Origin of the sequence: Chitinophaga costaii (assembly GCF_900094705.1) — a bacterium.
In the GTDB taxonomy this organism is placed as follows: domain Bacteria; phylum Bacteroidota; class Bacteroidia; order Chitinophagales; family Chitinophagaceae; genus Chitinophaga; species Chitinophaga costaii.
This window is the reverse complement of sequence record NZ_FMAR01000010.1, coordinates 138,047-161,474: the sequence shown is the minus strand read 5'-3', so window position 1 is coordinate 161,474 and position 23,428 is coordinate 138,047. Positions and strand designations below refer to the sequence as shown.

General features: G+C 50.9%; 19 protein-coding genes. 13 read left to right on the top strand and 6 right to left on the bottom strand.

Annotated features, from left to right (window positions below):
- Positions 1-121 precede the first annotated feature (121 nt).
- Together GA0116948_RS14550 and GA0116948_RS14545 are read left to right on the top strand one after the other, a co-directional pair.
- A complete protein-coding gene (locus GA0116948_RS14550) occupies positions 122-2,323 on the top strand; it encodes a B12-binding domain-containing radical SAM protein (RefSeq protein WP_089713520.1) in 2,202 nt (733 codons plus the stop codon).
- Positions 2,324-2,406: 83 nt separating this feature from the next.
- Entirely contained in the window at positions 2,407-3,378 is a 972-nt protein-coding gene (locus GA0116948_RS14545; RefSeq protein WP_240619217.1) for an ion channel, read from the top strand.
- Positions 3,379-3,396: 18 nt separating this feature from the next.
- Here GA0116948_RS14545 and GA0116948_RS14540 read toward each other — a convergent pair whose 3' ends face one another.
- Positions 3,397-3,966, bottom strand: a complete 570-nt coding sequence (locus GA0116948_RS14540; protein ID WP_089713517.1) for a TetR/AcrR family transcriptional regulator — start codon at positions 3,964-3,966, stop codon at positions 3,397-3,399.
- A 470-nt stretch (positions 3,967-4,436) separates the two neighbouring features.
- Between GA0116948_RS14540 and GA0116948_RS14535 the strand changes: the two genes are divergently transcribed.
- From GA0116948_RS14535 to GA0116948_RS14505, 7 genes are all read left to right on the top strand, one after another.
- Complete coding sequence (locus GA0116948_RS14535; RefSeq protein ID WP_089713515.1) at positions 4,437-5,846, top strand: RtcB family protein; 1,410 nt, start codon at positions 4,437-4,439, stop codon at positions 5,844-5,846.
- An 86-nt stretch (positions 5,847-5,932) separates the two neighbouring features.
- Positions 5,933-6,550, top strand: a complete 618-nt coding sequence (gene prfH / locus GA0116948_RS14530) for a peptide chain release factor H (protein WP_089713513.1) — start codon at positions 5,933-5,935, stop codon at positions 6,548-6,550.
- Positions 6,551-7,500: 950 nt separating this feature from the next.
- Positions 7,501-8,088: a TMEM175 family protein gene (locus tag GA0116948_RS14525; protein ID WP_089713512.1), complete on the top strand. Its 588-nt coding sequence runs from the start codon at positions 7,501-7,503 to the stop codon at positions 8,086-8,088.
- 173 nt (positions 8,089-8,261) lie between these two features.
- Positions 8,262-8,513: a hypothetical protein gene (locus GA0116948_RS14520; RefSeq protein WP_089713510.1), complete on the top strand. Its 252-nt coding sequence runs from the start codon at positions 8,262-8,264 to the stop codon at positions 8,511-8,513.
- 20 nt (positions 8,514-8,533) lie between these two features.
- Entirely contained in the window at positions 8,534-9,076 is a 543-nt protein-coding gene (locus GA0116948_RS14515; RefSeq protein ID WP_089713509.1) for a DUF1415 domain-containing protein, read from the top strand.
- A 56-nt stretch (positions 9,077-9,132) separates the two neighbouring features.
- Positions 9,133-9,993: a glycoside hydrolase family 16 protein gene (locus GA0116948_RS14510; RefSeq protein WP_089713507.1), complete on the top strand. Its 861-nt coding sequence runs from the start codon at positions 9,133-9,135 to the stop codon at positions 9,991-9,993.
- Positions 9,994-10,000: 7 nt separating this feature from the next.
- Positions 10,001-11,449, top strand: a complete 1,449-nt coding sequence (locus GA0116948_RS14505) for a glycoside hydrolase family 30 protein (protein ID WP_089713505.1) — start codon at positions 10,001-10,003, stop codon at positions 11,447-11,449.
- A 59-nt stretch (positions 11,450-11,508) separates the two neighbouring features.
- Here the strand turns inward: GA0116948_RS14505 and GA0116948_RS14500 are convergent, their stop codons facing one another.
- Positions 11,509-11,994 (bottom strand): DUF3592 domain-containing protein, encoded by a 486-nt coding sequence (locus tag GA0116948_RS14500; protein ID WP_165798488.1) that lies wholly within the window; start codon positions 11,992-11,994, stop codon positions 11,509-11,511.
- 295 nt (positions 11,995-12,289) lie between these two features.
- Here GA0116948_RS14500 and GA0116948_RS14495 point away from each other — a divergent pair, with 295 nt between their 5' ends.
- From GA0116948_RS14495 to GA0116948_RS14480, 4 genes are all read left to right on the top strand, one after another.
- Entirely contained in the window at positions 12,290-12,523 is a 234-nt protein-coding gene (locus tag GA0116948_RS14495) for a hypothetical protein (RefSeq protein WP_123891818.1), read from the top strand.
- A 303-nt stretch (positions 12,524-12,826) separates the two neighbouring features.
- Positions 12,827-13,969 carry a DEAD/DEAH box helicase gene (locus tag GA0116948_RS14490; RefSeq protein ID WP_089713499.1) on the top strand — a complete coding sequence of 381 codons (1,143 nt, stop codon included), beginning with the start codon at positions 12,827-12,829 and terminating at the stop codon, positions 13,967-13,969.
- A 131-nt stretch (positions 13,970-14,100) separates the two neighbouring features.
- Positions 14,101-14,727 carry an ABC transporter ATP-binding protein gene (locus tag GA0116948_RS14485; protein WP_089713498.1) on the top strand — a complete coding sequence of 209 codons (627 nt, stop codon included), beginning with the start codon at positions 14,101-14,103 and terminating at the stop codon, positions 14,725-14,727.
- Positions 14,728-14,729: 2 nt separating this feature from the next.
- On the top strand, positions 14,730-15,839 hold the full coding sequence (locus GA0116948_RS14480) for a hypothetical protein (protein WP_089713496.1): 1,110 nt from the start codon (positions 14,730-14,732) through the stop codon (positions 15,837-15,839).
- Positions 15,840-15,986: 147 nt separating this feature from the next.
- On the opposite strand, the gene GA0116948_RS14475 is transcribed toward GA0116948_RS14480, so the two are convergent.
- The 4 genes from GA0116948_RS14475 to GA0116948_RS14460 all read right to left on the bottom strand — a co-directional run bounded on the left by GA0116948_RS14475 (position 15,987) and on the right by GA0116948_RS14460 (position 23,422).
- Positions 15,987-17,159 (bottom strand): TlpA disulfide reductase family protein, encoded by a 1,173-nt coding sequence (locus GA0116948_RS14475; protein ID WP_089713494.1) that lies wholly within the window; start codon positions 17,157-17,159, stop codon positions 15,987-15,989.
- A gap of 74 nt (positions 17,160-17,233) precedes the next feature.
- Positions 17,234-18,688, bottom strand: a complete 1,455-nt coding sequence (locus tag GA0116948_RS14470; protein WP_089713492.1) for a RagB/SusD family nutrient uptake outer membrane protein — start codon at positions 18,686-18,688, stop codon at positions 17,234-17,236.
- 10 nt (positions 18,689-18,698) lie between these two features.
- Positions 18,699-21,986 (bottom strand): SusC/RagA family TonB-linked outer membrane protein, encoded by a 3,288-nt coding sequence (locus GA0116948_RS14465; protein ID WP_165798489.1) that lies wholly within the window; start codon positions 21,984-21,986, stop codon positions 18,699-18,701.
- A 293-nt stretch (positions 21,987-22,279) separates the two neighbouring features.
- Positions 22,280-23,422, bottom strand: a complete 1,143-nt coding sequence (locus GA0116948_RS14460; protein ID WP_089713487.1) for a FecR domain-containing protein — start codon at positions 23,420-23,422, stop codon at positions 22,280-22,282.
- Positions 23,423-23,428 lie beyond the last annotated feature (6 nt).

Genomic DNA, 23,428 nt, shown 5'->3' with positions numbered 1-23,428 from the left:
ATCTTGGGTATGACCAAACTTCCATACAGGCCCACGGTGCACCTCTTCATGGAGGGAGGGCTGCTCTAATCCGGCTACCTAATACATTTTAACCTACTTTTGTACGCTAAAATGACCCGATTTGAGTGCCGAAGTTTTTTTGATCACACCGCCTTTCACACAGCTCAATACGCCTTACCCGGCTACGGCCTACTTGAAAGGGTTCCTCAACACCAAACAGATCACCGCTTTCCAGAGCGACCTGGGCATTGAGGTTACGCTGGCGCTGTTTTCCCAACAGGGCCTGGCAAGGCTGTTTGCCAAGATCAATGAAACCGGAGCCAGCAACTGGTCAGACAATGCCCGGCGCATGTTGGTGCTGCAAAATGATTACCTGCAAACCATCGATGCTGTGGTGAAATTCCTTCAGGGCAAAAACCCCACCCTGGCGCACCTGATCGCCAAGCGCGATTTCCTGCCCGAAGCGGACCGCTTTGCCCAGTTGGACGACCTGTACTGGGCCTTTGGCACCATGGGCACCCAGGACCGGGCAAAACACCTGGCCACTATGTACCTCGAAGACCTGTCCGACCTGATCATGGAATGCGTGGACCCTCACTTTGGTTTTAGTCGCTATGCCGAAAAGCTGGGCCGTTCTGCGAATAGCTTCGAAGTGCTGCACCATGCGTTGCAACAGGAATATACTTTTATCGATACCCTGATGACAAACCTGCTGGCCGCCCATATGCAACAGGTGCAACCCAGGTTAGTGGCTATTTCCATTCCATTTCCCGGCAATCTATACGCGGGTTTCCGCTGCGCGCAATGGATAAAACAACACCATCCCCAGGTAAAGATTGCGATGGGGGGCGGGTTTGCCAATACCGAGCTGCGCTCCGTGAGCGATGTTCGTGTATTTGAATACTTTGATTTTATTACCCTCGACGATGGAGAAGCCCCGGTAGAAAATCTGCTCAAATACCTGCATGGCGATATTCCAGCAGATCTGTTAAAACGTACTTTCTTGTTAAGGGATGGGAAGGTAACTTATCTCAACAACCCTTCTTGCAGCGACTATAAACAAGGCCAAACCGGCACGCCGGATTACAGTGATTTTCTCCTGGATCAATACATTTCTGCCATTGAGGTAGTAAACCCCATGCATAGTCTTTGGAGCGACGGGCGTTGGAACAAGCTCACCATGGCCCATGGCTGTTACTGGGGTAAATGCACCTTCTGCGATGTGTCGCTAAATTATATCCAGCACTACGAACCGCTTACCGCCAGTATGCTGTGCGACCGCATGGAAACCATTATTGCCCAAACGGGGCAGAATGGTTTTCACTTTGTAGACGAAGCCGCGCCACCCGCCCTTATGCGCGCGCTGGCGCTGGAAATCATTCGCCGTAAGCTTACGGTAAGCTGGTGGACCAATATCCGCTTCGAAAAAAGCTTCACCCGCGACCTCTGCCTGCTGCTCAAAGCCAGCGGCTGCATTGCCGTATCCGGCGGGCTGGAAGTGGCGTCCGACCGGCTGCTGGCCCTCATTAAAAAAGGCATTACCGTGGCCCAGGTGGCGCGGGTGAACCGCAATTTTACCGAGGCCGGCATCATGGTACATGCCTATTTAATGTTTGGTTTCCCCACGCAAACTGCGCAAGAAACCATCGATTCCCTGGAAATGGTGCGGCAGCTTTTCCAGTCGGGCGTACTGCAATCGGCTTTCTGGCACCAGTTCACCATGACGGCCCACAGCCCCGTGGGCCTGAACCCTGCGGCATTTGGTGTGCAGCGGGTATCGGGCCCTGATGGTACTTTTGCCAACAACGACCTGGAACATGCCGATCCCGGCGGGGCAGACCATGCCGCATATAGTTTCGGACTGAAAAAATCGCTCTTCAATTACATGCATGGCACCTGCCTGGATTACCCGCTGCAAAAGTGGTTCGAATTTAAAGTGCCGCGCACCAGCATTGCCCCGGATTTTATTACCAAGGCCTTGCAGGAGGAAGAATACACCAGTACCAAACCCACTGCCCGGTTGGTATGGCTGGGCCGCCCGCCAGACATGGAAACCATTGTAAAAACCAAGAAGGGCAGCTCCTGGGAAATGGCTTCCCTCACCTTTCAAAGTCGAAAGGAGGCTATTAACATCAGAGTAGACGTACCCAAGGGTCAATGGCTGGCGGGAATGCTCGCGGAGCTGTCTGGCTACAATGCCAAGACCTATACTTACCAGGAAGTAAAAGCCCATTACGAGGCTGCCGGCCTGGAAGATTTTGAACTGTTCTGGGATAATAAACCCGTGAGCGGGTTGCAGAAATTTGGCCTCCTGCGCCTGTAACCCTTCTGCGCCTGCCTCTGCATGGTAGCGGCTGTAAAGGGCTGTATCAAAAAAATACTGTGTGTAAAAAACGAATAGTAGTTTTGAAGGAGTTAAACCCCTACGTCATGGCTGTGGAGCAAAAAGTAAATCCTTTTTTGAAGATTAATGAGAGCACTGGTTTCAGCAATATTGCCGACGTGCATGGCAACCGTTTTCTGAACAAAGATGGTACCTACAACCTGCGCCGCGAGGGGCGTAAGTTTTGGAACCGTTTCAGCGTATACCATGCCTTGCTGAACTTGTCCTGGCCTACATTTGTATTATGTTTGGTAGCGGCCTATTGCTGCATTAACCTACTTTATGCCAGCTTATACCTGCTCATCGGCATCAGCCAGTTGCAGGGCGTGGTGTCTCATACGGCCTGGGGCATTTTTAAAGAAGCCTTTTTTTTCAGTACAGAAACCTTTACCACGGTAGGTTATGGCCGGGTGAACCCGGTGGGTGACGGGGCCAACCTGCTGGCGGCTATAGAGGCTATGAGCGGCTTCCTGTCTTTTGCCGTGGCTACGGGTTTAATCTATGGCCGCTTTAGCCGTCCACGCGCCCACCTGGCCTTCAGCGAATATGCCGTAATAGCACCCTATGATGGCGGTGCTGCGCTAATGTTTCGCTTTGCAGGTTATAAAGACGAACACACACTTTGCGACGTAACCGTGCAGGTAAATATGGCCATGCTGGCGGAGGTGAATGGTAAAAAACGTTACCAATATTATGAGTTGAAACTGGAGCGTAACAAAGTAGAAAACCTGCCCATGAACTGGACGGTGGTACATCCTATAGACAACGAAAGCCCCATCCAGGGCCTTACCGCAGCAGACCTCGAGGCAGCCGATGTGGAAATATACGTTATGATCCGTGGCTTCAACGACGTATATTCCAACTTTGTGCTGCAACGTACCTCTTATACATTCGATGAAATAAAATTCGGAAGAAAGTTTGTACCCATGTACCGCGAAGATGGCAGTATGACGGTATTGGAAATGCACAAGCTGAGTAAATCTGTGGAGGTGTGAATGTAAGCTGGCTACGGTTTAGATTTTATCCAGCAGTTTCACGATCATGCGCCGGGTTTCTTCCATCGGTTTGCTAGAGCGCAGGATGGTGCCTTGCAGAATGGCACCTTCTAACAGGTTGAAAAGCATTTCGGTAAATTCGTTCAGGTCGTCCTTCCCAAAAGTTGTTTTCATTACGTAGAGTTGCTGTTTCAAAAATCCTTTAATGGCCAGTTTGTGGCCCTGGATAATGGCCAGCGCTTCTTCATTGATATCTGGTAGTTCATACACCATGCGGGAAAAAGCACATCCTTTATAATGGCGGTTTTCCAGCGTTTGCTTGCGGTAGTCGAACAGGCCCAGCAACTTTTCCCTTCCAGCTTCCATCTGCTCGGTGTAGGCCAGTAGGTTATTATACCAATTAATTTTATGATTTTGGAGGTAAGCATTCAGCACCAGTTCTTTTGAGGCAAAATGCTGGTACAGGCTCGCTTTTGCAATAGCTGCCTCTTCGATGATCTGATTGATCCCCGTAGCTTGGTAGCCCTGTTCGTAAAACAACCGGGCCGCCGTTTCCAATACTCTTTCTTTTACTCCTGCCGTTTTCATGGGTTAAAGGTAATACTTTTATACCTGGCACAGACAGGTCTGTATATAGGCTAATTTTTTGGGGAACTTGTTTTTTAAAAATAATCATCGCAACTTTGTTGCTCAATTTATACCTCATCCTAAACTACAAGTGGAGGGTATTATATATGCTGGAACAATCTACACATATCGCTTAGTTGGCACTTTCGGTTTTACCCAGACCGGTCTTTTCCCGTTTTTTAAGGTGGTAAGAAAAAGTGAACGTCTGCACACATGGCTGGCGGCGTATCATGTAATGCCTTATCCCGGATAAAACCCGCTACTACGGGGCGTTCCCACGCCTGCGTTGCCAACCCGTTTTCCAGAAAATATTTCTTCATCCTGCTGCCCGCGCAGCAACAACACGATGGGTTATGCTTTGTTTACACACCGGCCGTTTGCGGCCCACGCCTTTGTATGCATTTTTATAACTACTTCAATTTTCGCACTGTATGAAAGCAGGCATTCCTTTAAAAACACTGCGCAAGATTGGCTACACATCAGACATTAGCCGCAGTCTTGCCATCAATATCATATCCCGGCATTGTAAACACGAAAGCCAGGAACAACTACAGCATATTTTACAACAGGTAATGGCAGCACCCGAAGACTGGAAAGATGATGCCGTGTGGGCTCCGCTGGCTGCGCATTTTCTGCCGGACGAAGTAGCGCCGGTATTCACCGCTTACGCGCTGCGCGCCGCGCAAGATGCCGCGCCCTGTAAGGTGTATGGCGGTCAGCAAATAGACCAAAGCGCCCAGCAACAAATGGGTGTGGCACTGCAACTGCCCGTGGCCTTGCAAGGGGCATTAATGCCCGATGCACATGGCGGTTATGGCCTGCCCATTGGCGGCGTGCTGGCTACCGACAACGCCGTGATTCCCTACGCTGTAGGGGTAGACATTGGCTGCCGCATGGCGCTTACCATTTTTAGTGAAAACGATAAATACCTGGTGCGGTATGGACATCAACTCAAAACCGCCCTCCGTGAACATACCCATTTCGGTATGGAAGGCAGCCTTGGTGTACGCCAGGAGCATGCCGTGATGGACGATCCTATGTTTAAAAACACGGAGCTGCTGCGATCCTTACAGGGCAAAGCTTACCGGCAATTGGGCAGTTCTGGCGGAGGTAACCACTTCGTAGAATTTGGCGCCCTGGAGCTGTATGAAGGCAACGAGATGGCATTGCCCGCCGGGCATTACACAGCGCTGCTATCGCACAGCGGCTCCCGGGGCCTGGGCGCGGCCATTGCCATGTATTACACGGATATAGCCCGCGACCTATGCCGGCTGCCCAAAGCAGCTCAACACCTGGCCTGGCTGGATATGAACAGCGAAGCAGGCCAGGCCTACTGGGAGAGTATGACGCTGGCTGGCCAATATGCCAAGGCCTGTCATGAGCGTATTCACCTGAACCTGACAAGGGCGCTGGGTTTGCAGCCGTTGGCCACCGTAGAGAACCACCATAATTTTGCGTGGAAGGAAACACTATCCAATGGGCAGGCTGCTATCGTACACCGCAAAGGTGCCACACCGGCACATGCAGGTGAAGCAGGCATTATTCCCGGTAGCATGATAGATCCCGGTTTCCTGGTGCGGGGAAAGGGCGTAGCCCAAGCCTTGCAATCGGCCTCCCATGGGGCCGGACGGGCTATGTCGCGCCAGCGGGCCAAAGACAGTATTACCGTGTCTTCCCTGAAAAAACTACTGGCACAACATGAGGTGACGCTGATAGGCGGTTCTACCGAAGAAGCGCCATTGGCCTACAAAGACATTCATACGGTGATGGATCTCCAATCGGCCTTGGTGGCGGTAGAAGGGCGTTTTCTGCCCAAGATCGTGCGTATGCATAAAGAATAAGCCATTGCGGCATTTTTTTTATTATTAAGTGCGCAGGGTTTTTATTTAAAAAAAGTTAGGAATCCTACCTGATAATATTACATAACATGCACAATTATATTTTCCTGCAAATATCTGCCGGCCATGGTCCGGCAGAATGCAGCAGGGTAGTGGCCAAGCTGCTTCCCTTGCTATTACAATCCGCCACGGCGGCAGGGCTGGAGGCCACCGTAACAGACAAAGCGCCCGGTGCGCTTCCAGACACGCTGCACTCTGTGTTGCTGCGGTTGAAGGGCGGGGCTGCCGCTGCCTGGCTGCGCGAATGGGAAGGCACCGTACAATGGATTGCCCAAAGCCCCTTCCGCCCTACACATGGCCGCAAGAACTGGTTTGTGAGTGTACAATCTTTTACCCCCGCAGCCCAGGCAGTACCCGCAGGTGCTATCACATACAAAACCACCCGCGCCTCGGGCCCCGGCGGACAGCACGTAAACAAAACCGAGACTGCCGTATGGGCCATCCATGCCGCAGCAGGACTGCGCGTACTGGCTAGCGACAGCCGCTCTCAACACCAAAATAAAAAACTGGCCACTGAGCGCCTGCTCCAGCAATTATACGCCCTGGAAATGAAAGCGCAACTGGCCCGTGTGCAAGACCAATGGACGCAGCACACCCAGTTACAACGGGGCGGCGCTATTAAGGTATTTACCGCGCCGCTCACTTAAGAATCTTTGAGGAAACATGCAGTGGAAGCGGGTACATCCACTGCATTTGTTTTTGCTGGCATGCGCCGGGAGATGCTCCGCTGCCGCGGGGGCTTTCTTTTTTGCTGGTGCAAAAAAGAAATAAAAAAGCACCTGGCGGCTGCGGAAAATGGCTAAAATTTACTTCGCTCCGCTACGGCAAACGAAGCTTACTATTGAGCGAGAGGATTCCTATTGGGCGATTGTGCAGCTGGGTTTTTGTACTTCGCTCGGCCCGTTTGCCGCTTAACGCTGCACTGCGTAAATTTCTGACGCCATTTTCCTGAGGCCGCAAATGCTTTGCAAACTATCTGTTTCCATCTTGCTAAATGGAGAGTCTTCGCACTATTCGCTTTCATTTATTTGATGCTGTCAAATAAGCCATGGTGGCTCCGATGCATTAGTCCCCATTTGAAGGGGGCAGGGGGATGGCCTTTGCGCATATCATCCACGCTTATCGATGATATGTACGAAGGTAATGTTTTTGCTGGCATGCGCTGGGAGATGCTCCGCTGCCGCGGGGGCTTTCTTTTTTGCTGGTGCAAAAAAGAAATAAAAAAGCACCTGGCGGCTGCGGAAAATGGCTAAAATTTACTGCGCTCCGCTACGGCAAACGAAGCTTACTATTGAGCGAGAGGATTTCTATTGGGCGATTGTGCAACTGGGCTTTTGTACTTCGCTCGGCCCGTTTGCCGCTTAACGCTGCACTGCGTAAATTTCTCACGCCATTTTCCTGAGGCCGCAAATGCTTTGCAAACTATCTGCCTCCATCTTGCTTTATGGAGAGTCTTCGCGCACTAATTGCTTTCATTTATCCAATGCTATCAAATAAGCCCGGCGAATGCCGGAAAACCCATTAACTGCTGCCTACATAAGGAGCAGTTGTGCTACAATCCCACAATAATCTTATATTGCCATTAATCTGTATTGTCATGAATAAAACAAGACTAGAAGCATTCAGCGATGGCGTATTTGCCATCATCATTACCATCATGGTGTTAGAAATTAAAGTACCGCATGGGGCCAATTGGAGCGATCTGGAACCTTTATTTCCTGTGTTCCTCAGTTATGTTATCAGTTTTATTTATGTAGGCATTTACTGGGGCAATCATCATCACCTGCTGCACACAGTTAAAAACGTTTCTTCCGGTATTATCTGGGCCAACCTGCATCTGCTGTTCTGGCTTTCCCTGCTGCCGGTTACTACGGGCTGGCTGGGAGAAAATCACCAGGCCCCCAATACTATAGTGGCCTACTCGCTGAACCTGATGCTTTGCGGCGCTGCTTACACCATCCTTATTGCCGTAATACGCAGTTGCACACCTTTTAGTCCGGCCATGGAAGCAGCTATACGTGCTAATAACCGCAAAAGTATTATCTCCACCATTGGTTACCTGGTGGGTATAGGACTGGCATATGTAAGCCCCCTATGCTCCGAAATAATCATATTTTTAGTAGCTACTACCTGGCTAGTACCCGATAAACATATTGAACGGGCCTTGCATCAACAACAGGAATAATACTGTTCGCCTAGCGTACAGAGATGGGTAGTAACGCCCGCATAAATCCTGAAGGTGGTGGCACCATCTTACAGCTTGATCAGCAGTATAAAATTTAAGAAATCATCTTTGCCGACAATGCCATTTTCCCGCTTTTAAACTGGCATTTCCTGGCCGTCGATCCGTTCCCGGCATTGACCAAACCCCCAAGCAGCGTGGGCATGTACCTGCCTACGGTAATTGCCGGGGAAGACAACTTATATGTGCTTGTAGATAAAAAACAGGTGGCCGCCGTGATGCTCAGCGGATGGATGTTTGCGGGTGCAGGCATATTTGCCCTGCTTATGGCGCTGGTTACGGTATGCCAGCCTGCCACGAAAGCCACAATGGTAAACCCGGTAAAGAGCTTACAGGCAGAATTACCCGCAGGTATTGCGCCCGAGTGATATTCCGCTATCTTTACGGCATGGATGATAAAGCCACGGTCGTTGCACAAACCCGCCAATGGATACAATCTGTGGTGATTGGTTGTAATTTTTGTCCTTTTGCTGCGCGCGAGCTGCAACGCAACAGTATTCATTACCAGGTGGAAACAGGCATGACCCTTACCTCGAGCCGCGCCGTATTACTGCGGGAGCTTCAGCGGCTGGATGCAGATAAAAATATCGAAACTACGCTACTTATTTTGCCCGGCACCTTCGCCGCTTTCCACGATTACCTGGCGCTGGTGCGGCGGGTAGAGCATCTCTTACAGCAAAAGGGCTACCAGGGCATTTACCAGGTAGCTACCTTTCACCCCCTATACCAGTTCGAAGGCAGCACGGTAGACGATGCCGCTAATTTTACCAATCGTAGTATTTACCCCATGCTGCACCTCTTGCGCGAGGCCAGCATCCGCAAAGCGCTGGCGTTTTATGGAGATGCGGAAAAGATACCCGCCCGCAATGTGCAGTTTGCGCGGGAGAAGGGGAGTGCCTACCTGCAAATGCTGAGGGACCAGTGTCTTTAAAACATTTCCACTTTTAATACTATACGGAGGTGGGTGTTGTCCTTTAAACGAATAGCATGAAAATATTATGTATTTTGCCCCTATTGCTATTTACGGTGGCCATTATTGCCTGCTCCGGGCAAAAAAGAGATGCTATTTCCAGTGGGGGTAATGTGAAGCCCACACCGCCGCAAGACAAGGGTTGGACCTTTGAGCCTACGCCGGTATGGCGCGATGAGTTTGATACAGACGGCCTGCCGGATGCCCGGAAATGGGGCTACGACCTGGGCGGCAGCGGCTGGGGCAACCATGAGCTGGAAGATTATACCAGCAGCATAAGCAACGCTTATGTGAAAGACGGCCTGCTACATATCACCGCCCGCAAAGAGGCCTCCAATGGCCGCGATTACACATCCGCCAGGCTGGTGACTGCTCATAAAGGCGATTGGTTGTATGGCCGCTTCGAAATAAAAGCTAAATTACCGGCGGGTACAGGCAGCTGGCCTGCCATTTGGATGCTTCCTACCGACTGGGCTTATGGCTCCTGGCCAAAGTCGGGCGAAATAGATATTATGGAGCAGGTGGGGTACGATCCCAATAACATTCACATCAGCGCACACTGCGAAAAATATTACTTTAAAACCAATACCCAGCAAACAGCTACCAAGGTGATTCCCACCGCGATCACCGGATTCCACTTGTATCGGCTGGACTGGACGCCAACGGCGCTGCGCGGGTATATTGATGATGAATTGGTACTCACGGTGCAGAACGAAGGCGCCGGGTATACGGTATGGCCGTTCGACAAACGGTTTCATTTACTGTTGAACCTTGCCATTGGTGGCGACTGGGGGGGTGCGCAGGGGGTAGACGATCCTATTTTCCCCGTTACCATGGAGGTAGATTATGTTCGCGTATATAAAATGACCGATAAATGATTTCACTATGAAAAACCTACACAAAGTAGCATTGGTTTGCTTACTGGCAGCCATTACCACCGCAGGATGTACCGGCGATACCGGCACCACACCTGTAAATCCTCCCGTAGATACGTCCACCGGCCCTTTAAAAACCGATGTGGAGGCCTGGGTTACTACCGCAGACAAAAGTGTGTTGCTGGCCAAACAAAATGTAAGCCTGCTATTCCGCGATACGGTGAATACCTACCCCACCATCAACGTAGACGATTCCCAGACATTCCAGTCTATCGATGGTTTCGGCTACTGCCTCACCGGCGGCAGTGCCTCCCTAATCCATGCCCTGGACCCCGCCACGCAGGATGCTTTGTTGCAGGAACTATTTGCAACAGACAGTAATCACATTGGCGTGAGCTACCTGCGCGTCAGTATCGGCGCGTCTGACATGAGTAGTTCCACCTTCACCTACGATGATGTAGCCGCTGGCACCGAAGATCCTACCCTGGCGCAGTTCAGCATTGATAAAGAAAATACGGACCTGATACCCATATTGAAAAAAATACTGGCCATTGCGCCTGATATTAAAATATTAGGCTCGCCCTGGACTGCCCCCGTGTGGATGAAGACCAATAGCAGCTTTTCAGGCGGTAGTTTAAAGCCGGCCAATTATGCGGTGTATGCCCAGTATTTTGTAAAATATATTCAAGCGATGAAGGCAGCAGGCATTACCATAGACGCCATTACGCCCCAGAATGAACCCTTGAATGGCAACAACAATCCCAGTATGACCATGCAGCCCGACGAACAAACCAACTTCATCAAAAATGCGCTGGGACCCGCTTTCCGGGATGCGGGACTTACCACCAAGATTATCGTGTATGATCATAATGCAGACCGTACAGATTATCCCCTTAGTATTTTAGCGGATGCAGGAGCCAATGCCTTTGTAGATGGTTCCGCCTTTCACCTTTATGCCGGCGACATCAGCGCGCTGAGTAATGTGCACAATGCTTATCCCGATAAGTCGGTATATTTTACCGAGCAGTGGGTGGGTGGCCCCGGTAATTTTGGGGGCGATCTGAAATGGCATATCACTAACCTGATTATTGGCGCTACGCGCAATTGGAGCCGAAATGTGCTGGAATGGAACCTGGCCTCCGATGCTAATTACGGGCCGCATACCTCCGGCGGTTGCAGCAACTGCATGGGCGCCCTCACCATTAGCGGCAGTGTAACGCGCAATGTGTCTTACTACATTATTGGCCATGCCGCCAAGTTTATCCGCCCAGGTGCTGTGCGTATAGGTTCTGATAACAATAGCACTTTCAATAACGTGGCCTTTAAACGCCCCGATGGAAAACATGTGCTACTGGTGATCAACACGGGATCTTCGCAGCAGGCGTTTAACATTAAATACAACGGTAAGATAGTGACCCCGGTACTACCATCGGGAGCGGTCGCTAGTTTTATCTGGTAGTTATTATTAGCAGTTATGCGCAAAGCGAAAGGCAACGAAACCGGCCTTTCGCTTTTTTTTCATTTTTTCATTTTTATAAATTCCACGGCCACGCTGCGTCCATTGGGCAGCAGCCAGTTTTGTGGGTGGCTTGCTGACCGCCGGTAGTACAATAAGCCAATACCCATACCACCTGCCAGCAAGCCCACAACAAGTAGCACCATCAGACCAGTGTGCGTGTTGAATGGTACCAACTGGGCTTCTTCAGGATGCTGCGGATTGTAGAAAACATATACCCCTTCGCCAATCGTATAGGCGGCAGGGGTAGCGTAGGCGTGAGAAATATAAGTATGGCGCTTGCGTTTTTTATCGTAATAAGTCACCACCGGCGCATACGTAAGGTCGCCGCCATTGTGGTAAGACACCATATCGATCACGGTACCACTGGCCGTAGCGGCATGCCGGCGGAAACTGCTCATGGTTAGGTAGCCGGTGGAGGCGCCGGCCAGGCACAAAATGCCAATAGCCAGGCCAATGCGTGCGGTGGTGTGAAACATTTTTTTCATAGGTTCGGATTCTCCAGTGTGGGTAACTGGCATGGGCTCATACAAGCGTTGTAAAGGTAATGAATTTGTTTAATATGAAAGGGTTGCTGGCAGGCCTTTGTTCGTCACATCTTCCGGTACATTGGTCACATGCTGCCGAGGAGCAGCCCAACTTATCGTAAGCTTGCATTGTGAAAGGCATACGGCCTGCAGTGGTTAATAATGGATGAATGCACGGCGGTTATAAAGCGGTATGGCCTGCTGTGGGGGATTTTCTTTCCTGCGCTGGTATCCTGTTTACTAAAAAATGCATGCTATGAAAAAGATGATGGCAATACTCATCGTATTTTTGATCATTGTGGTGGAGGTACGCTGCGGGGCAATTTTTATGCATACTTCCCTGCTAGTGCGCTGCATGGTAGTGGCACTGGTACTGCTGGTGGGCCGGGTACAAGCGCGCCGCCGGGCAGTATATGCCCCAAAAATAAATACAAACTCCAACGCGCTGCCTCCGCAGCCGGCATTGTCCTGGAAAAATAGCTTTAAATAAACTGTTTTGTAATAGCAAGCCTGCATGCTGTATCTACAGCATGTTGCAGGCATTCTATGAAATGGCGTGTATGCGTGAACGTTATTATCTGCACCTTGCGGTATGATAGGCCATCCCGGGTGGCTCTTTCCCTGTTTATCACTTTTAATCACCCGCAAATGGCAGTTATTTACCATATGCTGCCTGCCTGGGAATAGGGGGCATGCCTAGGAATAGGAACTGCTGCATCGTAACACCGGGGCCTGGGTGTGAATGAAAACAGGCAAGTGTATTATTTTCGATAGCTTTGCGGCAAAAAAGAAAATGAGTTTTGCAACGCTGGGCCTGTCCATTCCTTTATTGAGCACGATCACCCGGAAAAATTATACGCATCCCTACCCGGTGCAGGAACAGGCCATACCGGCCATCCTGGCGGGGAAAGATGTATTGGGTGTATCTAAAACCGGCTCCGGGAAAACCGCCAGTTATGCCTTACCCATTATTGAGCGCTTCCAGCAGCGTACCGAGCGCAGCGAACGCTTTCCGCCCGCCCTGGTGCTGGTGCCTACCCGGGAACTGGCCATACAGGTGGCCGAAGTGTTTACCGATCTGAGTGAGCACCTTCCGCAGCAGATTAAGGCATCGGCGGTATATGGCGGCGTATCCATTAATCCGCAGATGAAAAACCTACGCCATACCGACGTGCTGGTAGCCACCCCTGGCCGCCTGCTAGACCTGGTGGAAAGTAAAACCCTCCACCTCAATAAAGTAGAGATACTGGTGCTGGATGAAGCGGATAAGATGCTGAACAAGGACTTCCGCGAAGAAATGGATAAGATACTGGCCCAGTTGCCCGTTCGCCGGCAAACCATCTTATTCTCCGCCACCCTTAACCCGGATATTAAATGGTTGCAGGAGCATCTTTTATTTGAGCCGGTAACCATAGAGATCAAGGAAACGGAAGATGCCATCGACACCATCGAACAAACGGCTTACCACGTAAGCATGGAGCGCAAAGGGCCTTTCCTGCGCTATCTCATTAAAGAACAGAATATACAGCAGGTGCTGGTATTTGCCTCCTCCACCCGCACGGCAGACAACATCGTGGCCAAGCTTAATAAGAACGGCATACAGGCCGCTGCCTTTCATGGAGACATGGGCCAGAACACCCGTATCGATATACTGCACCAATTTAAGAGTGGCAAAATACGCGTACTGGTGGCCTCCGACCTGGCGGCCCGTGGCATAGACATCGTGGAACTGCCGGTGGTGATTAATTACGAGCTGCCCCGTTCTCCTAAAGACTACATTCACCGCATAGGTCGTACTGGCCGCGCCGGCGCCATGGGTAAAGCTATTACCCTGGTAACACCGGAAGACGATCATCATTTTGGCATTATCCAGAAAAAGATGGGCCGGAAGGTAGCGATCACCGAAACAGACACGGTGAACTTACAGGGCTATTAATTTTATTCCCATGTTATTGGAAAGGGCTGGCTGATACGCTGGCCCTTTTTTGTTGCCAGTAGTAAGGTGTAAAATGCCGTTGGTAGATTTTATGGGGTTACCTTTTTATAAATCAGATATTTTGGTGAGGTATGCTACATATTTCACAATTCGAAAAGTATTACCAGGGTCGCCTGGCGCTGCAAGTGCCTTCCCTGGCGCTTTCCAGGGGTGTATATTGGATACGCGGGGCAAATGGATCGGGCAAGAGTACCTTGCTGAAAGCCCTGGCAGGCGTACTGGATTTTAAGGGGAAGGTGTTGCTGGATGAAATGCTGGACCTTAAAAAACAACCGGTTGGCTACCGCCGGCGGGTAAATTTTGCGGAAGCAGAACCCATATTCCCGGAGTTCCTCACTGGCCGGGAAATGTGTGCCCTCTTTGCCGCCGCCAAGCAGGCCCCGGCAGGGCAGGAAGGGCATTACCTGGAAAGCATTGGGCTGCAAAACGACCTGGATCGGCCGGTGGGCGGGTATTCTAGTGGTATGCTCAAAAAACTGTCGTTGGTACTGGCCTTCCTGGGGCAGCCAGCATGGATACTACTGGACGAACCCCTGATTACCATGGACACCGCCGCACTGGCAGTGCTGAATACCTGGATACGCGACCAGTATGCAGCCGGGGTAAGCTTTCTATTATCCTCTCACCAACCACTGGAAACGGGCTCCCTGCCTGCCTTGCAGACTTTGTTGGTAGAAAACAATACGGTAAATTTTTAAGCATGCATGCACCATTCACACAGGTACTCATTCGCAGTTTTGGCAAAGGTTTTTACCGGGTGCATGCGGGGCTGCTGCTGTTTTTCTTCGTGGCCGTAGTGAGTTATTGCTTTTTCATTAACTACGCGGGTACCATTCCCACCAGCCAGATAACGGTGGCCAGCCTGGTGATCACCCTAACTTTTATTACCTCGCCCTTCATGATGGGGGCGGTTTTCGTAGTATGGGCCTTGTATGCCTTTAAAAGCTGGCAGTATGTAGCGGCGCAGTTATCGCTGCCGGCCAGCCAGTATTTATTTTACAGTGCCACCGCGTTTAGCCGGCGCAGGCAGTTTTTTAGTTGGTATGTAGCACAACTGTTCATAATGCTGCCGGCCCTGGCGTATGTCCTGTTTGCGCTGGTGCTGGGTGGGCTGTACGGACATCTGCAAATACCGTTGTGGTCTTTGTGTTATTTACTGGTGCTGGTAGCCGTGAGTGCTGGGGGGTATGTAGTTTTGGCCAACCGGTTGCCGGGCGGCACTTCGCGGGTGGGCATTACCCGTCAATGGCGTAAACCTTTTTTTAGCTTATTTATCTACCAGCTCATTCACCAGCACAAGGTGTCTTGGGTATTGATCAAAACAGCTTCCCTGGCAGTTATGTGGTACGTGGCCCTGCATGGGGTGCAGGATTTCCGGGCCTTGCAGCTCGTGGTACTGCTATTCGTGATGGCGCATGTTTACCTGCTATACCAGGACCAGCGCTTCGAAACGTTCCAATTAAAATTTGGATTAAACTTTCCGTATAGCCGTTCCCGCTTGTTTGCCTTCCTGGCCCTGCGATATGCGTTCATTTTTTTGCCGGAAATAGGGTGGCTGTGGTTATGTTTTTCGCTGCCCTGGGCCTTGTTGATGACGGTATGGGGCTTAAGCATGCTTGTATGTTTGCGTAGCCTGTTATACGTGATTGGTTTACACACCGGGGTGTACCTGCGTTGGGTATTTGTATTTTTTATAGGAATGTTCTGGGGCGTCATGTATGGGCAGGTATGGGCTTGTATGGCGCTGTGCCTGGGGCTTTCCGCGTTTTGGTTTTATCGTTTTTATTACCGGGGGCGCTCCCTGGTGTAGCGCATCCTGTTTTTTTAAGCGCTTTGTATTTTTAAGTACCATTCAATAAGCGATGGTTAAAAAACCGGTGCTTATTGAATGATACTATTTAATCAACCGAATGTGTACCAGGGCTGGTCATCATTTAAATCTCATATGGCTATTATCTTAGTGCAGGATGGTAGCCAGTTTTTCCTCCAGGGCTGCTCCCCGCAGGTTCCTGGCGATGATCTTGCCATCTGGGCTGATGAGGAAGTTTTGCGGGATGGATTTTACTCCATACAGGGCCGCCACGTCGCTATTCCATCCTTTTCCGTCGGAAACTTGTTTCCAGGGTAGTCCGTCTTTCTCAACGGCCTGCATCCATTTATCTTTTTGGGAGGCTACATCCAGCGATACGCCCAGCACAGTAAATCCCTTATCCTTAAATGACTCAAAGGCCTTGCGTACCGTAGGGTTTTCTGCCCGGCAGGGGCCGCACCAGCTTGCCCAGAAATCTATCAGCACATACTGGCCTTTGTAGGAATCCAGGCTTACGGGATGGCCATCTATATCGTTCAGGGTAAAATCTATCGCCGGTGTGCCGGGTGCGGTTTTACTGGCGGCGGCTTCTTTTTCGGCCTGTTCCTGCGCGTGTTTGGTATATATGGTGGCCACGGCATTCTTCACCGTGGGCAGGGATGCTGCCGGTAGTAATGCCAGCAGCGTGTCTGTCAACTGGGTGGTGGTGAATGGGCTGCTGGCAATACCATATACCATTGCGGGGCTGGCCGGCGATGCAGGATGGGATTTTACAAACGCGATCATTTCATCATTCATGGGTTTAAAAAGGTTAGATATCCGGTACATCACGGTAGTTTGCAATGCCCGGTTGGTCTTGTAGTCTGGCTGCTCCGTTATTTTTTTGATGCTATCGGTTACCAGTAGGGTAGCGGCGATGGCGGTATGATAATCCTGGTTGGCTTTGGCGCCCGGTCCGCTGAGGGTAAATTGCCCCAGGGAGCCATTGGCAGTCAGGGAAGTATTGCCTTTGCCCAGCATAAAAATCATTCGCTCGCTTGCGTTGACGCTGATGCCTGCATTTTGCGCTACTTTTTGGGCTACGATCGATACATTCATGGCGGCAGGAATGTAACCGGAGAACTGGAACTTACCATCCTGCACCACGGCGCTGTCGGCCTGTTTGGGTACGAAGGTACTATCGTACAGCAAGTATAACTTGGTATAGGCGTGGGGCATGTTGGTGAGGGTGCCTTTGAGTGTGAAATTGGGTTGCTGCTGCGCCATGGCCGGCAGCGTGAGCAAGCACAGGGCTGCCCATCCTATTTTACGTATAGTCATTACGGTTAGTTATTAAAAGTGAATAAAAAAGCGCGGGTGTTATTGTACCCGCGCGGGTAGTTATCTAAAGTGGGTTAGTTCTGATAGCCTGGGTTTTGTTGCAGGTTCAGGTCTTGTTGCAGATCGTTGGTGGGCAAGGGCCACAGTTGTTTGTTGCTATCCCAGGTGCCGCCTTTTTTCGGAGCAGACAGGGTCATTACGGCGTCGATGTTGCCGGTGCGTTTCAGGTCGAAGAAGCGGTGGCCGCCTTCCGTAAAATATTCCACGCGGCGTTCTTGCAGGGCTGCTGCCAGCAAAGCGTCTTTGGTGGCAGCTTTAGTGCCGCTTAGTCCTGCACGGGTGCGCACCACGTTGATGTCTGCCTGCGCGCCGGGCAGGTTGCTGCCCTGCTGGGCGCGGGCTTCTGCACGGATGAGGTATAGCTCGGGGAGGCGCATCTGTACGGCGTTTTCAATGCCTACCACGGCGGCGCGGTATTTATAAATGACATAATAGGTGATGGCTTCGTGGGTGGCATCGGCATCGGAGGCTACCGGGTGCAGCCATTTGGTGAAACGGGTGTCGCCTGGTTCAAAGGCATTTACCAGGTCGTCACTGGCCACAAAGCTAATGCGGTAATCGAACGGCGTTTTACCTACACCCAGGTCGGAAGGAATGCCAAAGTTGTACAACGCGTAATCATACACGGTAGCAACTGCAGCGCCGGGTACCGTCACCAGGGCCAGTTCCCACACCGTTTCGTGGCTGCCTATCAGGAAGGTGCTGTCCAGCGCTTCCAGGTGGTAGGTGCCGGTTTGGTTAATCACTGCCGTGGCCTGTGTTTCTGCATTGGCCCATTCCCCGTTATAGAGGTAAGCCCGGGCCAGTAAAGCGGTAGCGGCCCATTTGTTAGGGCGTACCCGCTTATCGGTGTTTTCGCCATAACCATCTGTATAACTATCAGGCAGCAAAGCCTGTGCTTTCAGCAGGTCGGCAATGATTTGTGCGTACACGGCTGCTTTAGGGCTGCGGGATAAAGTATTATTGGTAGAGAGGCTGCTGGTAATGGCCAAAGGCAGGTCGCCATAAAGGTTCTGGAGGTGAAAGAACATCCAGGCGCGCAGGAAATAAGATTCTCCCAACCATTGGTTTTTGTGTTCCAGGGTAGCGGTGCTGGCATCCAGCCCTTCGATGGTGGTATTGATCTTCCATATCTGGTTGTACAAACTGCTCCACTGACCTACATTAGTTGCTTGTAGGTTGTCTGTGTAGAACGCCTGGTGCTGGGTACTGGTGGTCAAAAGGTTGGTGAGTTCATCTGCATACACCGCGGTGCGGAAGGGAATACTTTCTGCACCGTTAAAGTAGCCGGAAGTATACATGTTGGTGAAGTTGCCGGTAGACGCGGCACCCGCCGAGTTGTCTGATATATAAGCCCCGTTGCCGGCAATCTGGTTTACCGGCAGGGGAATGTTCAGAAACTTTTTACAACTGCTGAAGGTGATCAGCAGCGTTGCAAAGAGGAGATAAGTATGTTTTAATATTTTCATGCCAGTTGTTTTACAAGTTGAGACTAATACCGCCGGTTAAAATACGCAGCGGTGGTAAGCTGCCAGGAGTAAGGTTTTCAGGGTCCAATCCTCCTTTGTATTTGGAAATGGTGAGCAGGTTCTGGCCCTGGAAGAAAATGCTGCCATTGCGGATATGCGCTTTTTTGAGGAGTGCTTGCGGCAGGGAGTAAGAGAAATTCAGGTTGGCCATGCGGGCATAGATAACCCTTTCGTAAGCACCGGTGCTAAGGCTAAAATTGCTCCACCCCAGGATGGATGAAATGCCCTGGGATACTTTCGGCACATCGGTTACGTCGCCTGGATGCTGCCAGCGTTTCAGCCATTGTGTAGTAGTGTTCACGTTAAACAGGCCGGGCATCTGTGATTGCGCGCCCAGCATGTTCCGGCCCATGCGGTTCCTGCATTCGAAGAACACATCGAGGTGGAAACCTTTGTAGCTAAAACTATTGCTGATGCCGCCAAAATATTTGGGCGATAGATCAATGTATTTTGTACGGTCTGTATTGATGTCCAACTGTTCCGGGGAGAGGAAAGGTATGAAGGCGCCCTTGTCGCCTTTCTTATTAATGTAAGTATTACTACCCGTTTGCGGGTCTACGCCGGCATAGTTATACAGTCGCACCAGGAAGGGCGATTTGCCCACGATATAACTGGTACTCACGGCAGAGGTGCTCAGGCCCGGGTAAGACACCAATGTAGCGCGGGGAATGGTGATGTTTATCCCGGTAGACCAAGTGAATTGTTTCGTTTTTATGTTGTAGGTAGTGAGGCTCAGTTCTGCACCATTGTTACGGATAATGGCGGGTGAGTTTATCGGGTATTGGGTGAAGCCTGTTACGGAAGAAAGGAAACTGGTGACTAGCTGGTGAGAGGTGATGTCATTATAATAATCCCCATCGAAGGCAATTCGGCCGTTGAAAAATTCCAGGTAAAGGCCCACCTCCCGTTTCTTGATCTGCTCCCATTGCAGGTCGGGATTAGATAGGCGGGTAGGCGAGAGGCCTGGCTTGCCATCGTAAGACAGGGCGGTGGAGTAGGTAGAAAGGAAGAGGTAATTAGGAATGCCATCATTGCCGGTAATACCATAGCTGCCGCGTAGTTTACCAAAAGAAAGGAAAGGGATGCGGTCTTTGAGCCACGACTCTTCGGTGAATATCCATCCAGCGCCAACAGACCAGAAAGCACCAAACTGCTTCCCGGAGCCAAACTTGGTGGAGCCGTCGTAACGGCCGTTGAGGCTTAGCAGGTATTTGTCGGCCCAATTATATTTCAGAATGCCGAAGTAGCCAAGATTGCGTTCCTGTACCTGGGTGTAATTGGCTACTACGGAAGCAGCAGTAGCGGGGTTATAGAGCAGGGCGTCGCCAATGAAGCCTACACCTGTGATGGAGCTGTAAGGATTGAGCTTGTCTACCAGCGTACCGCCGGCACGTGCGTCTAATGTGCCTTTGCTGCCCAGTTTAAACGTGTAGTCTATGTTGGGATCTAGCGTCCAGGTGCGCACGCTGAATTCACTGCGGGCGGCCTGTGTTTGTAAGGCTACATTGCCCACTGGTTGGTAATAGTCGGTGGGCTGTCCCCGGAAATCGCGGTTCAGCAGCAGGTTGTAGCCGATGGTGGCGTTAATACTGAGGCCTGCTATGGGATGGTAGCTCAATACGGTATTGCTCAGCAAATTGTTGGTAGTTGCATTGTACAGTAGCTTCACCTTTTGCAGCAGGTTCTGGTTGCCGCCCAGGTTATCCCAGTTCAGCTGCCCATCGGGTTTTATCAGCGCTGGCATATTGGGTGCCTGGGTAGAGAGACTTACGTTGGAAAAGTCGCCGGGCTTTGTATTATTTGTAGTAGACGAAAATCCACCAGACATATCGAAGTAGAATTTCTTATTAGGCGAGGTGCTGTTAATGTCAAAGCGAAGGCCCAGGGTTTTCACACTGCCACCGCCTAGCTGCACGGCGTCTTGCTGGGCATACTGGCCGCTGATGCGGTAATTCACATTGCCATTACCGCCACCGTAGGCTACGTTCACATCGGAGTTGAGTGCGTGAATACCGCTGGTGTATTTTGGCCAGTTCGTATAGGCCGTTTGCGACCAGGCACCATTCAGATCAAGGTCGGAGGCCTTAGGGGTGGCGTTGTCGTTGGCAAAGGCCTCCCTGCGCATGGCCAGGTATTGTGCGGTATTCATCAGTTTGGGTGCCGTGCCACGGGACGACTCGCCAAGCCTTGCATTGATAGACAACTGCGGGATGCCACTTTTAGCTTTCTTGGTGGTGATGAGGATCACGCCATTAGCGCCACGGGAGCCATAGATGGCAGTAGCATCGGCATCTTTCATTACCGTTACACTTTCGATCTCGGAAGGGTCCAGGAAGTTCAGGGCGCTGCTGCCCTGGGAAATGGAGTTATTCAGATCTCCGTTGCTCAGGAAAGATAGGTTATCGTTGGCCGGATAGGTAACACCGTCTACTACAAACAGCGGGTTAGTACCGTTAAAGCTACTATTGCCGCGTATTTGCGTGGTAAAGGAAGAACTAGGCAGGCCGGAGTTCTGGGTAATGTAAAGGCCCGGCACACGGCCTTCTATGGCAGATAGTACGTTGGTCACCGGGTTGTTGCCAATTTCTTTGGCGGTGATGGTGGTAATGTTGCCGGTGAGCAGGCGTTTGCTGGTTTGGCCATAGGCAAGAATCTGCACTTCGTCCAGGGAGCTAACGTTTTCCTTCAGCGTAATGATCAGTGGACTTTTAAGTGTGCTGGTGGATACCTCTTGCGAGGTATAACCGATGAATGTTATTACCAGTGTATTATTGTCTTTGTCCGGCACCAGCAGGGTGAATTGCCCGTCTTTATTGGTCACAGCGCCGTAGTTAGTATATTTAATCTTTACGGTAACGCCGGGCAGCGGGTTGCCGGCTTCGTCTATAATCCTGCCTATAAAAACGATGGGTGCCAGGGCATTCATCGGCTTTACAAAATCGATGTTGCGGCGGGTAATCACCACGGTGTTATCGATCAGTGTATAGTGCAGGGGCATTGCCTGGAAACAGGCGTCCAGGGCTTGTTGCAAGGTGGCGTTCTGTATCTCCACGTTTACATGCGGGGCCTGCCGCACCAGGTCTGCGTTGTAGAAAAAGGTATAGCCACTTTGTTGTTCGAGCTTGTTCAGAATGCTTTTAAGGCTGGCATCTTTTTCTGAAAGGTTGATATTTTGGCTGAAGGCGGTAGCGCTGACATGCAGGCAACCGAGTAAACATAAAAAGCTGGTTAATTTCATAACCATAAAGATTTTTTTGCACCGGGGCAAAGCAGCCGGCGATAAGGAAAGACGGGAAATTTCCATACATTTGTTTGGTTTTGGGCTTTTGGTTGATAATGCTTTTTTAGACAATAGCTGTTAGCGACCGGTCCCTGACTGTATGGCCGGAACGTGGTTGCAACACGTGCCGGCTTTTTTTAGCCATAGATCGATGACAGAATGCACACTACACGGGGTGTACTGCACAATAAAGTTGTTAGCTGAAATGGTTGAAGAGCCTGCTTATCCAGCTGGTAGTGCCGGTTACATTTTTACATCAGTATAATTTTTCTTCCTGCTATTTTAAAGTTAATACCACTTGCCGCCAGAATTTTCAGAACCCCGGAGGCGGGTACGTTGCGGGATATTTTTCCACTGAAATGCTCCGTGGGCAAAGGTCCTTCAAACACTACTTCTACATTGTACCAGCGGCTTAGCTGGTGCATGATGGTGATAATATCTGCATTGTTAAACTGGAACATATCATGCTGCCAGGCCAGTGCCTGCCCGGTGTCTGCTTCTTTTTGCACATGGATGATATGGGTTATATCGTTGTTGCGCACGAGAGATTGCTGTCCCGGTGTCAGCAGGGCTGTATCGCTGTTGGTTTTTACCCGTACACTGCCTGCTGTTAAGGTGGTAATAATGGCCGATTCGTCGGTATAATGACTGATGTTAAAATGTGTTCCTAAAACGTCCAGGGTTTGATCGCCGGATATTACGTGAAAAGGCCGGCTGGCATCGGGCGCAATTTCGAAATAGCCCTCTCCTTGCAGTTCCACGGTTCGATCGCTGCCAGCAAAATAGGCGGGAAATCGTAGGCTGGATGCAGCGTTCAGCCATATCTTGCTGCCGTCTGTCAGTACAATGGCAAAGGTGCCACCCCGGGGGGTCGTAATGGTGTTGAGGATGTTGCTGCCGGCGGCAGCAGGTGTACCAGCTGCATCATATACCAGTTGGCCATTGTTCTTATGAATGCTGGCGCCACTTTGCTGGGCCAGGGTGCCGTTGCCAGTATTTTCCAGCACTAAACGGGATCCGTCAGCCAGCGTAAGCGTGGCGCGGTTGCCGCCAGGGGCGAAGTCTTGGGCGGTTTCCTCACTTAGTTTGGTAGCCTGCTGGCGGTAAGGATTATAATACCACCCAGCGCCTATGGCCAGCGCCAGGCCGGCCGCCACTGCCCACTTCCAATAGGCCGGCCGCCGGCTTACGATGCGCATACCGGTATCTTTGCCGGTAGCTTTTTTGAGGCTGGCGTATAATGTTTGTTGCAGGCGTTGCAATGCGGCTTCATCCAGCACGGCATCCTCCCCGTGAATACTTTCGTACCACTCCTCAATCAGTGCTTTTTCGTCGTTGGTGGCTTCGCCGGCATTATACCTGGCGATCATCTGTTTGAGTTCGTGCAGTTCCAAAGGGTG

Excerpts from the sequence above, each read along its gene's own strand:
- GA0116948_RS14490 (WP_089713499.1), top strand. The coding sequence starts at position 12,827 with ATGAGTTTTGCAACGCTGGGCCTGTCCATTCCTTTATTGAGCACGATC.
- GA0116948_RS14480 (WP_089713496.1), top strand. The coding sequence starts at position 14,730 with ATGCATGCACCATTCACACAGGTACTCATTCGCAGTTTTGGCAAAGGT.
- GA0116948_RS14475 (WP_089713494.1), bottom strand. The coding sequence starts at position 17,159 with ATGACTATACGTAAAATAGGATGGGCAGCCCTGTGCTTGCTCACGCTG.
- GA0116948_RS14500 (WP_165798488.1), bottom strand. The coding sequence starts at position 11,994 with ATGAAAAAAATGTTTCACACCACCGCACGCATTGGCCTGGCTATTGGC.
- GA0116948_RS14495 (WP_123891818.1), top strand. The coding sequence starts at position 12,290 with ATGAAAAAGATGATGGCAATACTCATCGTATTTTTGATCATTGTGGTG.
- GA0116948_RS14525 (WP_089713512.1), top strand. The coding sequence starts at position 7,501 with ATGAATAAAACAAGACTAGAAGCATTCAGCGATGGCGTATTTGCCATC.
- GA0116948_RS14510 (WP_089713507.1), top strand. The coding sequence starts at position 9,133 with ATGAAAATATTATGTATTTTGCCCCTATTGCTATTTACGGTGGCCATT.
- GA0116948_RS14470 (WP_089713492.1), bottom strand. The coding sequence starts at position 18,688 with ATGAAAATATTAAAACATACTTATCTCCTCTTTGCAACGCTGCTGATC.
- GA0116948_RS14465 (WP_165798489.1), bottom strand. The coding sequence starts at position 21,986 with ATGAAATTAACCAGCTTTTTATGTTTACTCGGTTGCCTGCATGTCAGC.
- GA0116948_RS14540 (WP_089713517.1), bottom strand. The coding sequence starts at position 3,966 with ATGAAAACGGCAGGAGTAAAAGAAAGAGTATTGGAAACGGCGGCCCGG.
- prfH (WP_089713513.1), top strand. The coding sequence starts at position 5,933 with ATGCACAATTATATTTTCCTGCAAATATCTGCCGGCCATGGTCCGGCA.
- GA0116948_RS14515 (WP_089713509.1), top strand. The coding sequence starts at position 8,534 with ATGGATGATAAAGCCACGGTCGTTGCACAAACCCGCCAATGGATACAA.
- GA0116948_RS14505 (WP_089713505.1), top strand. The coding sequence starts at position 10,001 with ATGAAAAACCTACACAAAGTAGCATTGGTTTGCTTACTGGCAGCCATT.
- GA0116948_RS14535 (WP_089713515.1), top strand. The coding sequence starts at position 4,437 with ATGAAAGCAGGCATTCCTTTAAAAACACTGCGCAAGATTGGCTACACA.
- GA0116948_RS14485 (WP_089713498.1), top strand. The coding sequence starts at position 14,101 with ATGCTACATATTTCACAATTCGAAAAGTATTACCAGGGTCGCCTGGCG.